The organism is Clostridia bacterium (genome assembly GCA_019683875.1).
Classification (GTDB): domain Bacteria; phylum Bacillota; class Sulfobacillia; order RBS10-35; family Bu92; genus Bu92.
This window is the reverse complement of sequence record JADGHN010000038.1, coordinates 1-14,857: the sequence shown is the minus strand read 5'-3', so window position 1 is coordinate 14,857 and position 14,857 is coordinate 1. Positions and strand designations below refer to the sequence as shown.

Sequence of the window (14,857 nt, the reverse complement as noted above, 5' to 3'; positions counted from 1 at the left end):
ACGCGCGGCGGGGCCGGGGCACGGGCGGCGCGAGGCTCCGTGGCCGGGCCGCGGCAAGCGCTGTCGTTGACACAGCCCAAGGGCGCATGATAGATTATCGTGGCCCGAGATTCCCAGGCGAGGAGGGACACCGGTGCGCGTCATCATCACCATGGCCTGCTCGCAGTGCAAGCGGCGCAACTACACGACGAGCAAGAACAAGAAGACCGGCGACAACTCTCGCCTGGAGCTTCGCAAGTACTGCAAGTTCTGTCGCGCGCACACGCTCCACCGCGAGACGCGGTGAGGACGCGGCAGCGAGCCGGTCTCAACGAACCGAAGAGTTTGCACAGGCCCGTAGCTCCAATTGGTAGAGCGGCGGTCTCCAAAACCGCATGTTGGGGGTTCGAGTCCCTCCGGGCCTGCCAATTTTATGCCGGGGGTATTCTTTCTTGAAGGGCTCCTTCGCACGCGCCTCCAAGTTCTTTCGTGAGGTCCTGGCGGAGACGCGCAAGATCGTCTGGCCGACCCGCCGCGAGACGGCGATCTACACGGGCGTCGTCATCGCGGCGGTCACGCTGGTCGCCGTCTCGATCTGGATCTTCGATTCCATTCTCGGCTACCTGCTTGGCCTGCTTGTCCAGTTCTAAAGGGATGACGGGGAGCGCCGCGGTTGATGGCTGAACACAAGCTGCTGGAACGGCACGCGAACGCGAACTGGTACGTCATCCACACGTACTCCGGGTACGAGAACAAGGTGAAGGCCAACCTGGAGAAGCGCGTGCAGTCCATGGGCATGGAGGACAAGATCTTTCAGGTTCTCGTGCCCGTGGAGGAAGAGGTCGAGATCAAGGACGGCAAGAAGCGGACCGTCCAGAAGAAGATCTTCCCCGGCTACGTCTTGGTCGAGATGGTCATGACCGACGACTCGTGGTACGTCGTGCGGAACACGCCCGGCGTGACCGGGTTCGTCGGCTCGGGCAGCAAGCCCACGGCTTTGGACGAGGAAGAGGTCAGGCAGATCCTGCGCCAGATGGGCCTGCTTGAAGAGGAGGCGCCCAAGCCGAAGCCCAAGCCGCGGATCGACCTTGAACTCGGCCAGAATATTCGCGTGCGGTCCGGCCCGTTCGACGGCTTCATCGGCGTCATCGACGGCATCGACGTCGAGCGCGGAAAGGTGCGCGTGCTCGTGTCCATGTTCGGGCGCGAGACGCCCGTGGAGCTGGACTTCACGCAGGTCGAAAAGCTGTAACGCGGGGGGCGCCCCGCTTCAGGGAGGCTCGCCGACAAGATGGCGAAGAAAGTCGTTGGCCAGATCAAGCTTCAGATTCCGGCGGGCAAGGCGACGCCCGCGCCGCCGGTCGGCCCGGCGCTGGGCCAGCACGGCGTGAACATTCCGCAGTTCACGAAGGAGTTCAACGAGCGCACCAAGGATCAGGTCGGCCTGATCATCCCTGTCGTGATCACGGTGTACGCCGACCGCTCGTTCGACTTCATCACGAAGACGCCGCCGGCTGCAGTTCTGCTGAAGAGGGCGGCGGGGCTGGAGAAGGGGTCGGGCGTGCCGAACCGCAACAAGGTCGGCAAGGTCACCCGCCAGCAGATCCGCGAGATCGCCACGCTGAAGATGCCGGACCTGAACGCCGCGTCCATCGAGGCGGCGGAGCGCATGGTGGAAGGCACCGCCCGCAGCATGGGCATCGAGGTCGTCGGCTAGTCGGACGCCTCGTCGTTCACGGAATGGGAGAGCGCCGCGCGGCGCTCGTTTGGACCAGGCGCGGGCCAGGGGTCCGCGTTCGAAGGAGGAATCGGCCGTGCCGAAGCACGGAAAGCGTTACGTCGATGCGAAGAAGTCGCTGCCGCCCGAGCCGTTTGAGGACGTTCGGGAGGCGCTCGCGAAGGTCAAGGAGCTCGCGAAGGCCAAGTTTGACGAGACCATCGAGGTCGCGGTCCGGCTTGGCGTCGATCCGCGCCACGCGGACCAGATGGTGCGCGGCGCCGTGGCTCTGCCGCACGGCACCGGCAAGGCTGTCCGCGTGATCGCGTTCGCGAAGGGCGAAAAGGCCAAGGAGGCGCAGGCCGCCGGCGCGGACGAGGTCGGGGCCGAGGACCTGGCCAAGAAGATCGAGGACGGCTGGCTCGAGTTCGACGTGGCGGTGGCCACGCCGGACATGATGGGCACGGTCGGCAAACTGGGGCGCATCCTCGGGCCGCGCGGCCTGATGCCGAACCCCAAGGCGGGCACCGTCACGTTCGACATCGCCCAGGCCGTCAAGGAGATCAAGGCGGGCAAGATCGAGTACCGCACGGATCGGAGCGGCATCGTCCACGCGCCGATCGGCAAGGCCTCCTTCAGCGTCGAGCAGCTTGAGGAGAACTTCCGGGCGCTCATGGAGGCCCTCGTGCGGGCCAAGCCGGCGGCCGCGAAGGGCCAGTACATCCGGTCCGTGGCCGTGTCCAGCACCATGGGCCCGTCGGTGCGGATCCTTCCGTCGCGGGCCACGGCGTAACCGGCGGCTTGCGCCGCCCTCCGCGCGGTGGTACAATCCGCCGCGGCGGCTTGGCGCCGCGGAGTGTTTTCCACAACTTGATACCCGGCCGTAGACAGCAGGTGCGTTGGCGTAAGCGCCCCACCGGGGCCGCCTGCCGAGGCGCGATCACCGAAAGTTTGGCCCGCCGCTGCGGCGGCGGGGTCCGGCGTTCGCCCCTCCGTGCGTCTACGGAGGGGCGTCTGTGTTGGGGGGTGGGACATTGTCGCGCAACCGCGAGCTGAAAGAGGCCCGCGTGGCTGAGATCAAAGAGAAGCTCGAGCGCGCGCCGGCGGCGGTGCTGGCGGATTTCCGCGGGCTCACCGTGGCGGACGACACCGAGCTGCGCCGGCGCCTGCGGGCCGCGGGCGTGGAGTACTCGGTCGTCAAGAACACGCTGCTGGGCTTGGCGGCCAAGCAGGCGGGCATCACGGGGCTGGAGCCGCATCTCGAAGGGCCGACGGCGATCGCCTTCAGCTTCTCGGACGCCACGGCGGCCGCCCGGGAGCTGAGCGCCTTCGCGAAGGATCACCAGCAACTGCAGATCAAGGCGGGCATCCTGGAGGGTCGCGTCGTCTCGGCCGCGGAGGTCAAGGCTCTTGCGGATCTCCCGCCGCGGGAGGTTCTTCTCGCGAAGGTTCTGGCGGGCATCCAGGCGCCTCTCACGCAGCTCGCCGTCGTGCTCGCCGCGCCGCTGCGGGGATTCGTCACCGCGGCCAACGCGCTTCGCGAACAGCGGGCCGCTGCCGGATAACGGCAAGATCCATTGGAGGTGGACGCGTTGTCGAAGGTCGAACAGGTGTTGGAGCTCGTCGAAGGGCTTTCCGTTCTGGAGCTGGCTGAGCTCGTCAAGAAGTTCGAGGAGAAGTTCGGCGTCTCCGCGGCCGCGCCGGTCGCCGTGGCCGCCGCGGCTCCGGGCGCGGGCGCCGCTCCGGCGGCCGCCGCGGAGGAGCAGGCGGAGTTCGACGTGATCCTCGCGGACGCCGGCGACAAGAAGATCCAGGTCATCAAGGTCGTGCGCGAGCTCACCGGGCTCGGCCTGAAGGAAGCGAAGGACCTGGTCGACGGGGCGCCGAAGCCGGTCAAGGAGAAGGTCAGCAAAGAGGAAGCCGAGCAGATCAAGGCGAAACTGGTGGAAGCGGGCGCCACGGTCGAGATCAAGTAACGTGGCGCGCCACTGAAGAACGCACGTGTCCGAGGAGGCCAACCGGGCCAAGCAGAGATCGGCGCTCGGTTAGCCTCCTTTTGCCTCTTGACCAGATTTCCAGTGGTGTGCTAGTATCCAACATTGCCGTATTGTCTGCGGAGTTGGCGTCATTCTGCCCTCAAGGAGCGTGAGCGCATGGCCATCGCCGTCGAGGGACAACGACGGGAACGGCGCAGTTTTGCCCGCATTCAGGAAGTGCTCGATCTCCCCAACCTGATCGAGGTGCAGCAGAAGTCCTACGAATGGTTCCTTAAAGAGGGCTTGCAGGAACTCTTCCAGGACATCTCCCCCATTCAAGATTTTACGGGCAACCTGGTGCTGGAGTTCATCGACTACACGCTCGGAGAGCCGAAGTACAGCGTCCAGGAGTGCAAGGAACGCGACGTGACGTACGCCGCGCCTCTGCGCGTGCGCGTGCGCCTGATCAACAAGGAGACCGGCGAGGTCAAGGAGCAGGAAGTCTTCATGGGCGACTTCCCGCTCATGACGGAGCAGGGCACGTTCATCATCAACGGCGCGGAGCGCGTCGTCGTCAGCCAGCTCGTGCGCTCGCCCGGCGTCTATTATTCGGAAGACGTCGACGCGACCGGCCAGCGCCTGTACACCTGCACGGTCATCCCGAACCGCGGCGCCTGGCTGGAGTTCGAGTCGGACCCCTCGGGCGTCATTTATGTGCGCGTCGACCGCACCCGCAAGCTTCCGGCGACGGTGCTCCTCCGTGCCGTCGGCTTTGAGACGGACGCGCAGATCCTCGACATTCTCGGCGACACCGAGAACGTGCGCGCCACGCTCGACAAGGACAACACCGACAGCGCCAAGGCGGCGCTCATCGAAATCTACCGGCGCCTGCGCCCCGGCGAGCCGCCCACTGAGGACACGGCGCGGGCGCTGCTCACGAACCTCTTCTTCGAGCCCAAGCGGTACGACCTTGCCGCCGTGGGCCGGTACAAGGTGAACAAGAAGCTGAACATCCGGCATCGCCTGGTGGGGCTGGCGGCGGCCGAGGACGTCGTCAACCCGTCGACGGGCGAACGGCTCGCCAAGGCGGGCGAGCGGATCGACCGCCCGCTCGCGGAGCGCATCAGCCGTTCCGGCGTCAACCGCGTCGTCGTGCAGGACAACGACGGGCGCCGGTTCGTGGTGCTCGGCAACGGCCAGCCGGACATGGACCGGCGCACGCTCACGGTGGACGACATCGCCGCCATCATGAACTACATGGTCACGCTGTTCGGCGGCGTCGGCCACGTCGACGACATCGACCACCTCGGCAACCGCCGCCTGCGGTCCGTCGGCGAGCTTTTGCAGAACCAGTTCCGCGTGGGCCTCGCGCGCATGGAGCGCGTCGTGCGTGAGCGCATGACCATTCAGGACGTGGACATGATCACGCCGCAGGCGCTGATCAACATCCGTCCGGTCGTCGCGGCGGTGCGGGAGTTCTTCGGCTCAAGCCAGCTCTCGCAGTTCATGGACCAGACGAACCCGCTGGCGGAGCTCACGCACAAGCGGCGCCTGTCGGCCCTTGGGCCCGGCGGTCTTTCGCGGGAGCGCGCCGGCTTCGACGTGCGCGACGTGCACCACTCGCACTACGGCCGCATGTGCCCGATCGAGACGCCGGAAGGCCCGAACATCGGCCTCATCGGCGCGCTGTCGAGCTACGCGCGCGTCAACGAGTACGGCTTCATCGAGACCCCCTACCGCAAGGTGGAGAAGGGGCGCGTCACCAATGAGATCGTCTACCTGACGGCGGACGAGGAGGACGACGCCGTCATCGCCCAGGCGAATGCGCGCCTCAATCCGGACGGCACGTTCGTCGACAAGCGCGTGAACGTGCGCGCCCGCCACGAGGTCACGCAGGTGCCGCCGGAGCAGGTCGACTACATGGACGTCTCGCCCAAGCAGGTCGTGTCCGTGGCGACGGCGCTCATCCCGTTCCTCGAGAACGACGACGCGAACCGCGCGCTCATGGGCGCGAACATGCAGCGCCAGGCCGTGCCGCTTCTGCGGACGGAGGCGCCGCTCGTCGGCACGGGCATCGAGTACAAGGCGGCGATGGACTCCGGCGCCGTGGTCCTCGCGAAGCGCGCGGGCGTCGTGGAGAAGGTGGACGCGCGCGAGATCGTCGTCCGCGCCGACGACGGCACCCGCGACGAGTACCAGCTCCTGAAGTTCCAGCGCTCGAACCAGGGCACGTGCATCAACCAGAAGCCGGTGGTGCGCAAGGGCCAGCGGGTCGAGAAGGGCCAGCTCCTGGCCGACGGCCCGTCGACGGACCAGGGCGAGCTGGCGCTGGGCCGGAACGTGCTCGTCGCGTTCATGCCCTGGGAAGGGTACAACTACGAGGACGCCATCCTCATCAGCGAGAAGCTGGTGAAGGAAGACGTCTTCACCTCGATCCACATCGAGGAGCACGAGTGCGAGGCGCGCGACACCAAGCTCGGCCCTGAGGAGATCACCCGCGACATCCCGAACGTCGGCGAGGACGCGCTCAAGGACCTCGACGAGCGCGGCATCATCCGCATCGGCGCCGAGGTCCGCACGGGCGACATCCTCGTCGGCAAGGTCACGCCGAAGGGCGAGACCGAGCTGACGGCGGAGGAGCGCCTCCTCCGGGCCATCTTCGGCGAGAAGGCGCGCGAGGTGCGCGACACGTCCCTGCGCGTGCCGCACGGGGAGTCCGGCATCGTCGTCGACGTCAAGGTGTTCAGCCGCGAGAACGGCGACGAGCTGGCCCCGGGCGTCAACCAGCTCATCCGCGTCTACATCGCGCAGAAGCGGAAGATCAGCGAGGGCGACAAGATGGCCGGCCGCCACGGGAACAAGGGCGTCATCTCGAAGATCCTGCCCGAGGAAGACATGCCGTTCCTCGAGGACGGGACGCCCGTGGAGATCGTGCTGAACCCGCTCGGCGTGCCCTCGCGCATGAACATCGGCCAGGTTCTGGAGACGCACCTGGGCTGGGCGGCGAAGGCGCTCGGCCTCCACGTGGCCACGCCGGTGTTCGACGGCGCCACGGAAGAGGACATCGTCCGGATGCTGCGGGAAGCCGGCCTGCCCGAGGACGGCAAGGCCGTCCTGTACGACGGCCGCACCGGCGAGCCCTTCGACAGCAAGGTCACGGTCGGCTACGTCTACATGCTGAAGCTCGCGCACCTCGTGGACGACAAGATCCATGCGCGCTCGACGGGTCCGTACTCGCTCGTCACGCAGCAGCCCCTGGGCGGCAAGGCGCAGTTCGGCGGCCAGCGCTTCGGCGAGATGGAAGTCTGGGCGCTTGAGGCGTACGGTGCCGCGTACACGCTGCAGGAGCTGCTGACGGTGAAGTCGGACGACATCGTCGGCCGCGTGAAGACCTACGAGGCGATCATCAAGGGCGAGAACATCCCGGAGCCGGGCGTGCCGGAGTCGTTCAAGGTGCTCATTAAGGAGATGCAGAGCCTCTGCCTGGACGTGAAGATCCTCACGGAGGACAGCAAGGAGATCGAGATCCGCGAGTCGGCCGACGACATCTACGACACGGCCCGCGACCTCGACCTCGACCTCGGCGAGGGCCAGGCCGAGCGGACGAAGGTGCTGGCCGGCCGCCGCACCGGCTCGGAGGCTGACGACGCGAATCGCGAGCGTCGCGCGTCGTTCGACTTCGACGCCGACGACGGCTTCGCCGGCGAGGACGGGGACGGAGACGACGCGGACGACGACAACCCGGTCGACGAAGACGACGACGAAAGCTGGGCTCGGGAGTGAGCGGCTTGAAGACGATGGATCACTTCGCGGCCGAAGCCGAAGAGGAACAGCTGATCGCGGACATCAACAACTTCGACGCGCTCTACATCGGCCTGGCGTCCCCGGACAAGATCCGGGAGTGGTCGCGCGGCGAGGTCAAGAAGCCCGAGACGATCAACTACCGCACGCTCAAGCCGGAGCGGGAAGGTCTCTTCTGCGAGAAGATCTTCGGGCCCACGAAGGACTGGGAGTGCCACTGCGGCAAGTACAAGCGCGTCCGCTACAAGGGCATCGTGTGCGACCGTTGCGGCGTGGAGGTCACGCGTTCCAGCGTCCGCCGCGAGCGCATGGGGCACATCGAGCTCGCGGCGCCGGTGTCGCACATCTGGTACTTCAAGGGCATCCCCAGCCGCATGGGGCTGCTCCTGGACATGTCGCCGCGCTCGCTGGAGAAGGTGCTCTACTTCGCCAGCTACATCGTCCTCGACCCCGGCGAGACGCCGCTTATGGAGCGCCAGCTGCTGACGGACGCCGAGTACCGGGAGTACCGGGAGAAGTACGGCAACGCCTTCCGCGCCGGCATGGGCGCCGAGGCGATCAAGGAACTCCTTGAGCGCATGGACCTCGACGAGCTGGCCGAGGAACTGCGCCACGAGATCCGGCACAGCAGCGGGCAGCGCCGCATGCGCGCCGTACGGCGGCTGGAAGTCGTCGAGGCCTTCCGGAAGTCGGGCAACCGGCCGGAGTGGATGATCCTCGAGGTCATCCCCGTCATCCCGCCGGACCTGCGCCCGATGGTCCAGCTCGACGGCGGCCGCTTCGCCACGAGCGACCTGAACGACCTGTACCGGCGCGTGATCAACCGCAACAACCGGCTCAAGCGGCTGCTCGACCTCGGCGCCCCGGACATCATCGTGCGCAACGAGAAGCGCATGCTTCAGGAGGCCGTGGACGCCCTGATCGACAACGGCCGCCGCGGCCGTCCGGTCACCGGCCCGGGGAACCGCCCGCTCAAGAGCCTGTCCGACATGCTCAAGGGCAAGCAGGGCCGCTTCCGCCAGAACCTCTTGGGGAAGCGCGTCGACTACTCCGGCCGTTCGGTGATCGTCGTCGGGCCGCACCTCAAGATGCACCAGTGCGGCCTTCCGAAGGAGATGGCCCTCGAGCTCTTCAAGCCGTTCGTGATGAAGCGGCTCGTGGAGCTCGGCTACGCGCACAACATCAAGAGCGCGAAGCGCATGGTGGAGCGCGCCCGGGACGAGGTGTGGGACGTCCTCGAGGAGGTCATCAAGGAGCACCCGGTGCTCCTGAACCGGGCGCCCACGCTGCACCGCCTGGGCATTCAGGCGTTCGAGCCGGTGCTGGTGGAGGGGCGCGCCATCCAGATCCACCCGCTGGTCTGCACGGCGTACAACGCGGACTTCGACGGAGACCAGATGGCCGTGCACGTCCCGCTGTCCGCCGAGGCGCAGGCGGAGGCGCGCATCCTCATGATGGCGACGAACAACATCCTGAACCCGAAGGACGGCGCGCCCGTCGTCACGCCCACACAGGACATGGTCATGGGCGCCTACTACCTGACCATGGAGAAGGACGGCGTGAAGGGCGAGGGGAGCGTGTTCGCGTCTCCGGAAGAAGCGATCCTCGCGTACGACACGGGCGCCGTCGCCCTGCACGCGAAGATCCAGCTGCGGCTTGAGCCGGGACAGCCGCGGATCGAGACGACGGTCGGCCGGGTGATCTTCAACGAGAGCATCCCGAAGGAGCTCCGCTTCATCAACAAGGTCGTGGACCGCAAGGAGCTCGGCCGCATCGTCGCCGAATGCTACCGGCTCCTCGGCGCGGCCGGCACGGTGAAGATGCTCGACGGCATCAAGGAGCTCGGCTTCCACTACGCCACGCGGGCGGGCGTGAGCATCGGCGTCACGGACCTGGACGTGGACATCAACAAGGCCGAGATCCTGCAGAAGGCCGAAGCGCAGGTGGAGCAGATCGAGGCCCAGTACCGCCGGGGCCTCCTGACGGCGCAGGAGCGGTACGACCGCGTCGTCGCCATCTGGAACCAGGCGAAGGACGAGCTGCAGCAGCGCCTGGTGGAGACGCTGGACCGGTTCAACCCGGTGTACATGATGGCGATCTCCGGCGCCCGAGGGAACATGGCGCAGATCACGCAGCTCGCCGGCATGCGCGGGCTCATGGTCGACCCGTCGGGCCGCACGATCGAGCTTCCGGTGAAGGCGAGCTTCCGCGAGGGTCTGACGGTGCTCGAGTACTTCACCTCGACGCACGGCGCCCGCAAGGGCCTCGCCGACACGGCGCTGCGCACGGCCGACTCCGGCTACCTCACGCGGCGCCTGGTCGACGTGGCGCAGGACGTCATCGTCCGCGAGGAGGACTGCGGCACCACGTCGGGCGTGAAGGTGCGCGCGATCACCGACGGCATGGAGGAGATCGAGTCGCTCCACGACCGCATCGTCGGGCGGGTCGCCCTGCATGACCTCGTCGATCCGACCTCCGGCGAGGTCATCGTCCGCGGCAACGAGATGATCGACGAGACGGCGGCCGACCGCATCGTGAAGGCCGGCATCGCCGAGGTGGAGATCCGCTCGGTGCTCGCCTGCCGCTCGCGCTACGGCGTCTGCGCGATGTGCTACGGCCGCAACCTCGCGACCGGCAAGCTGGTCGACGTCGGCGAGGCGGTCGGCATCATCGCCGCGCAGTCGATCGGCGAGCCGGGCACGCAGCTGACGATGCGCACGTTCCACACGGGCGGCGTCGCCGGGGACGACATCACCCAGGGTCTGCCGCGCGTCGAGGAGCTCTTCGAGGCGCGCAAGCCCAAGGGGCAGGCCGTCATCTCGGAAGTCGACGGCGTCGCGGAGATCGTGGAGAACCGCGGCCGGCGCGAGGTGCGGATCGTCCAGGAGGACGGCACGTACCAGGCGTACACGGTGCCGTTCGGGGCGCGCATCCGCGTACGGTCCGGGGACCGCGTGGAGGCGGGCGACGAGCTCACCGAAGGCTCGGTGAACCCGCACGACATCCTCAAGATCAAGGGCGTGCGCGGCGTGCAGCAATACATCCTGCAGGAGGTGCAGCGGGTGTACCGCCTGCAGGGCGTGGACATCAACGACAAGCACATCGAGATCATCATCCGGCAGATGCTGCGCAAGGTGAAAGTGGAGGACGCCGGCGACACGGACCTCCTGCCCGGGGGCCTCGTCGACGTGTTCGAGCTCGAGGAGGCCAACGCGAAGGTGCGCGAGGCCGGCGGCGAGCCGGCCGTGGCCAAGCCGGTGCTGCTCGGGATCACGAAGGCGTCGCTGGCCACGGACTCGTTCCTCTCGGCCGCGTCGTTCCAGGAGACCACGCGCGTGCTCACGGAGGCGTCGACGAAGGGCAGGCGCGATCCGCTGCTCGGCCTCAAGGAAAACGTGATCATCGGCAAGCTGATCCCGGCGGGCACGGGCATGTCCCGCTACCGCAACATCCGCGTGTGGGTCGACGCGCCGGCGGCCGAGACGCGCGACGAAGCCGGCACCAACGGCACGTACGTCGCGGCGTCGGTCGAAGACCGGCCCGTCTCGGTGCTCGGCTCGCAGCCGTACGGCATCAGCGGCGGAAACGACACTGAAAAGGAAGAAAAGGAAGAGAAGTGACCGGCGGGCGCCGCGCCCGGCATTGATGGGTGCGGCGCCTTGTCGTGTCTTCATTGACACCTGTTGTCAGGCCGCTTAATATTAACGAGTGTCTGTCTCTATGCCTGATTGGGATCGGCGGTCGAGCCGCCGGGAGCGCACGTGATCGATGAACGCTTGAAGTCCGCCAAGCACCGCACGGTCGGCGTCAAGCAGACCACCAAAGCGGTGCAGAAGGGCCTGGCAGAAGTGGTGTTCGTGGCCCGGGACGCGGAACGCAGCATCGTGGCGCCGCTCCTGGAAGCGTGCCAGCAGCAGGGCGTGGAGGTGCTGGAGGCCGAGTCGATGGCCTGGCTCGGCAAGGCCTGCGGGATCGACGTCGGCGCTTCAGCGGCGGCCGTCCTGCGGCAACCGTTGACGCGAAACTCCTGAGCGCCGGCGGCGCCGGCTGTCGAGGGCGGCCCGGCGAAGGGCAAACGCGAGTGGAGAAAGGGGGTTGGAAGTATGCCGACGATCAACCAGCTCATCCGTCACGGTCGCAAAGCGGTGCGCGCGAAGTCGGACGCTCCCGCCTTGCGCGGCAACCCGCAGCGCCGTGGCGTGTGCACCGTCGTCAAGACCGTGACCCCCAAGAAGCCGAACTCCGCGCTGCGCAAGATCGCGCGCGTCCGTCTGACCAACGGCATCGAAGTGACGGCGTACATCCCCGGCGAGGGTCACAACCTCCAGGAGCACTCCGTCGTGCTCGTGCGCGGGGGACGCGTCAAGGATCTCCCGGGCGTGCGCTACCATATCGTTCGCGGCACCCTGGACGCGGCCGGCGTCGAGAAGCGCCGCCAGGGCCGGTCCAAGTACGGGGCCAAGCGGCCGAAGAAGTGAACCCGGCGCGCAAGACCGCCGCGCGGTGACTGTGGAATCCCCCGTGCCGGGGGGTTCGCGCTGTTCGCGGGCATTGCGTGAACCGGCAGTGGCTTGAAGTCTGGCGAGGTCCGCGAAGCGGGCCGGAAGGAGGCAGAAACCCGATGCCGAGAAAGGGCCGAGTCCCACGGCGTGAGGTCGCGCCCGACCCGGTGTACAAGAGCGAGCTGGTGGCCCGTTTCATCAACAAGATCATGAAAGACGGCAAGAAGACGCTTGCCCAAAGGATTTTCTACGAGGCGATGAACCTCGTGGCGGAGCGCTCGAAGCGCGACCCGCTCGAAGTCTTTGAAGCGGCCATTCGCAACGTTGCGCCGGTGCTGGAGGTGCGGCCGCGTCGCGTCGGCGGCGCGACGTACCAGGTGCCGGTCGAGGTGCGGCCGGAGCGCCGTCTCTCGTTGGCGATGCGCTGGATCGTGACGTTCGCCCGGGAGCGTGGAGAGCGGACCATGGCGCAGCGCCTGGCCGGCGAGCTCCTGGACGCCGCCAACAACCAGGGCGCGGCGGTGCGTCGCAAGGAAGAGATGCATCGCATGGCCGAGGCCAACCGCGCGTTCGCGCATTATCGCTGGTAGGCATTCATTGAAAGACCGCGCGGCTCCGCGTTCGGCGGCCGCGCACAGGAGGACGGTAGCCGTGGCAGGCTCGCAGACGCAGTCCAAAGGCGGAACCGCGGTCAACCGCACCGTCCCGTTGGAACGTTACCGGAACATCGGGATTTCCGCGCATATTGACGCTGGAAAGACCACGACCACGGAACGGATCCTCTTTTACACGGGGCGCGTGCACAAGATCGGCGAAGTGCACGAGGGCTCCGCCACGATGGACTGGATGGAGCAGGAGCAGGAGCGCGGCATCACGATCACGTCGGCCGCGACCACCGCGTTCTGGAAGGACCATCGCATCAACATTATCGATACGCCCGGCCACGTGGACTTCACCGTCGAGGTGGAGCGTTCGCTTCGCGTTCTCGATGGCGTGATCGCCATCTTCTCCGCGAAGGAGGGCGTGGAGCCGCAGTCGGAGACGGTGTGGCGCCAAGCGGACCGCTATCGCGTCCCGCGCCTCGCTTACGTCAACAAGATGGATACGCTGGGCGCCGATTTCTACCACGTCGTGGAGCAGATCCGCGAGCGCCTGCGCGCGAACGCGGTGCCCATCCAGCTTCCGATCGGCGTGGAGGACACCTTCCGCGGCGTCGTCGACCTCATCACGGGCAAGGCGATCATCTACGTCGACGACCTCGGCACGCGCAGCGAGGAGACGGACGTCCCTGAGGACCTGCGGGACAAGGTCGCGGAGTACCGGGAAAAGCTGATCGAGGCCGTCGCGGAGACGGACGACGCGCTCATGGAGCGCTACCTCGAAGGCGAGGAGCTGTCGGAGGACGAGATCCGCGCCGCGTTGCGCCGGGCCACCATCTCGATGAAGATCGTGCCCGTGCTGTGCGGCTCCTCGTACCGCAACAAGGGCGTCCAACCGCTGCTCGACGCCGTCGTCTACTACCTGCCTTCGCCGCTCGACATTCCGGCCGTCAAGGGCACGGATCCGAACACCGGCGAGGAGATCCAGCGCCTCGTCAGCGACGAGGAACCGTTCTCGGCGCTCGCGTTCAAGATCATGACGGACCCGTACGTCGGCAAGCTGACGTTCTTCCGTGTGTATTCGGGCGTCCTGAAGTCCGGTTCCTACATCTACAACGTGAACAAGGGCAAGCGGGAGCGCGTCGGCCGGCTGCTCCTGATGCACGCGAATCACCGCGAGGACATCTCGGAGGTCGCGACGGGCGACATCGCCGCGGCCGTCGGCCTCAAGGTCACGACGACCGGCGACACCCTCGCGGACGAGAACAACCCGATCGTGCTCGAGGCCATGGAGTTCCCGGAGCCGGTCATCTCCGTGGCGATCGAGCCGAAGACCCAGGCCGACACCGACAAGCTCGGCGAGGCCCTCGCCAAGCTGGCGGAAGAGGACCCGACGTTCCGCATGTACACCGACCAGGAGACCGGCCAGACGATCATCGCCGGCATGGGCGAGCTCCACTTGGAGATCATCGTCGACCGGCTGATGCGGGAGTTCAAGGTCCAGGTCAACGTCGGCAAGCCTCAGGTGGCGTACAAGGAAACGATCCGCAAGACGGTCCGCGCCGAAGGCCGCTTCGTGCGCCAGTCGGGCGGCCACGGCCAGTACGGCCACTGCTGGCTGGAGCTGGAGCCGCTTGAGGCGGGCAAGGGCTTTGAGTTCGTCAACAAGATCGTCGGCGGCGTGATTCCGAAGGAGTTCATCCCCGCCATCGAGGCCGGCGTGAAGGAGGCCATGGAGTCGGGCGTGCTGGCCGGCTACCCGGTCATCGACGTCCGCGCCACGGTCTACGACGGCTCCTACCACGAGGTCGACTCGTCCGAGATGGCGTTCAAGATCGCGGGCGCCATGGCGTTCAAGAACGGCGCGCAGCAGGCCAACCCGGTCCTCCTGGAGCCGATCATGAAAGTCGAGGTCGTCGTCCCGGAGGAGTACATGGGCGAGGTCATCGGCGACCTGAACTCGCGGCGCGGGCGCATCGAGGGCATGGAGCCGCGCGCCGGCGCGCAGGCCATCCGCGCGTACGTGCCGCTCGCGGAGATGTTCGGCTACGCCACGGACCTGCGCTCCAAGACGCAGGGCCGCGGTACGTACACGATGGAGCCGAGCCACTATGAGGAAGTGCCGCGCAACATCGCGGAAGAGATCATCAACCGGGGCAAGAGCAAGAGCAACAAGTAACGCGAGGGGGGCGAAGGCCAATGGCCAAGCAGAAGTTTGAGCGCACAAAGCCGCACGTGAACATCGGGACGATCGGTCACGTGGACCACGGGAAGACGACGTTG

At 67.1% G+C, this 14,857-nt stretch carries 13 protein-coding genes and 1 tRNA gene; all 14 read left to right on the top strand.

The window, feature by feature from the left end:
* Positions 1-133: 133 nt before the first annotated feature.
* The 14 genes from rpmG (at position 134) to fusA (ending at position 14,753) form a co-directional block, all read left to right on the top strand.
* Positions 134-286 carry a 50S ribosomal protein L33 gene (gene rpmG / locus IRZ18_04680; GenBank protein MBX5476403.1) on the top strand — a complete coding sequence of 51 codons (153 nt, stop codon included), beginning with the start codon at positions 134-136 and terminating at the stop codon, positions 284-286.
* 44 nt (positions 287-330) lie between these two features.
* Positions 331-407, top strand: a tRNA-Trp gene (locus IRZ18_04675).
* A complete protein-coding gene (gene secE / locus IRZ18_04670; protein MBX5476402.1) occupies positions 375-629 on the top strand; it encodes a preprotein translocase subunit SecE in 255 nt (84 codons plus the stop codon). The genes IRZ18_04675 and secE overlap by 33 nt, the downstream gene beginning before the upstream one ends.
* Positions 630-655: 26 nt before the next feature.
* Complete coding sequence (gene nusG, locus IRZ18_04665; GenBank protein MBX5476401.1) at positions 656-1,231, top strand: transcription termination/antitermination protein NusG; 576 nt, start codon at positions 656-658, stop codon at positions 1,229-1,231.
* A gap of 39 nt (positions 1,232-1,270) precedes the next feature.
* Positions 1,271-1,696 carry a 50S ribosomal protein L11 gene (gene rplK, locus IRZ18_04660; GenBank protein MBX5476400.1) on the top strand — a complete coding sequence of 142 codons (426 nt, stop codon included), beginning with the start codon at positions 1,271-1,273 and terminating at the stop codon, positions 1,694-1,696.
* 97 nt (positions 1,697-1,793) lie between these two features.
* Entirely contained in the window at positions 1,794-2,489 is a 696-nt protein-coding gene (locus IRZ18_04655) for a 50S ribosomal protein L1 (GenBank protein ID MBX5476399.1), read from the top strand.
* A gap of 241 nt (positions 2,490-2,730) precedes the next feature.
* Complete coding sequence (locus tag IRZ18_04650) at positions 2,731-3,261, top strand: 50S ribosomal protein L10 (protein MBX5476398.1); 531 nt, start codon at positions 2,731-2,733, stop codon at positions 3,259-3,261.
* Between the two features lie 27 nt (positions 3,262-3,288).
* On the top strand, positions 3,289-3,672 hold the full coding sequence (gene rplL / locus IRZ18_04645) for a 50S ribosomal protein L7/L12 (GenBank protein MBX5476397.1): 384 nt from the start codon (positions 3,289-3,291) through the stop codon (positions 3,670-3,672).
* Between the two features lie 177 nt (positions 3,673-3,849).
* Entirely contained in the window at positions 3,850-7,455 is a 3,606-nt protein-coding gene (gene rpoB / locus IRZ18_04640; GenBank protein MBX5476396.1) for a DNA-directed RNA polymerase subunit beta, read from the top strand.
* 14 nt (positions 7,456-7,469) lie between these two features.
* Positions 7,470-11,093 carry a DNA-directed RNA polymerase subunit beta' gene (gene rpoC / locus IRZ18_04635; protein ID MBX5476395.1) on the top strand — a complete coding sequence of 1,208 codons (3,624 nt, stop codon included), beginning with the start codon at positions 7,470-7,472 and terminating at the stop codon, positions 11,091-11,093.
* A gap of 141 nt (positions 11,094-11,234) precedes the next feature.
* On the top strand, positions 11,235-11,504 hold the full coding sequence (locus tag IRZ18_04630) for a ribosomal L7Ae/L30e/S12e/Gadd45 family protein (protein ID MBX5476394.1): 270 nt from the start codon (positions 11,235-11,237) through the stop codon (positions 11,502-11,504).
* Between the two features lie 72 nt (positions 11,505-11,576).
* Positions 11,577-11,951, top strand: a complete 375-nt coding sequence (locus IRZ18_04625; protein MBX5476393.1) for a 30S ribosomal protein S12 — start codon at positions 11,577-11,579, stop codon at positions 11,949-11,951.
* Between the two features lie 143 nt (positions 11,952-12,094).
* On the top strand, positions 12,095-12,565 hold the full coding sequence (rpsG, locus tag IRZ18_04620; protein MBX5476392.1) for a 30S ribosomal protein S7: 471 nt from the start codon (positions 12,095-12,097) through the stop codon (positions 12,563-12,565).
* Positions 12,566-12,626: 61 nt separating this feature from the next.
* Positions 12,627-14,753: an elongation factor G gene (fusA, locus tag IRZ18_04615; protein ID MBX5476391.1), complete on the top strand. Its 2,127-nt coding sequence runs from the start codon at positions 12,627-12,629 to the stop codon at positions 14,751-14,753.
* The last annotated feature ends 104 nt before the right edge of the window (positions 14,754-14,857 follow it).

Coding starts and splice junctions, on each gene's coding strand:
- secE (MBX5476402.1), top strand. CDS start 375: ATGTTGGGGGTTCGAGTCCCTCCGGGCCTGCCAATTTTATGCCGGGGG.
- nusG (MBX5476401.1), top strand. CDS start 656: ATGGCTGAACACAAGCTGCTGGAACGGCACGCGAACGCGAACTGGTAC.
- rplK (MBX5476400.1), top strand. CDS start 1,271: ATGGCGAAGAAAGTCGTTGGCCAGATCAAGCTTCAGATTCCGGCGGGC.
- rpoB (MBX5476396.1), top strand. CDS start 3,850: ATGGCCATCGCCGTCGAGGGACAACGACGGGAACGGCGCAGTTTTGCC.
- rpoC (MBX5476395.1), top strand. CDS start 7,470: ATGGATCACTTCGCGGCCGAAGCCGAAGAGGAACAGCTGATCGCGGAC.
- IRZ18_04625 (MBX5476393.1), top strand. CDS start 11,577: ATGCCGACGATCAACCAGCTCATCCGTCACGGTCGCAAAGCGGTGCGC.
- rpsG (MBX5476392.1), top strand. CDS start 12,095: ATGCCGAGAAAGGGCCGAGTCCCACGGCGTGAGGTCGCGCCCGACCCG.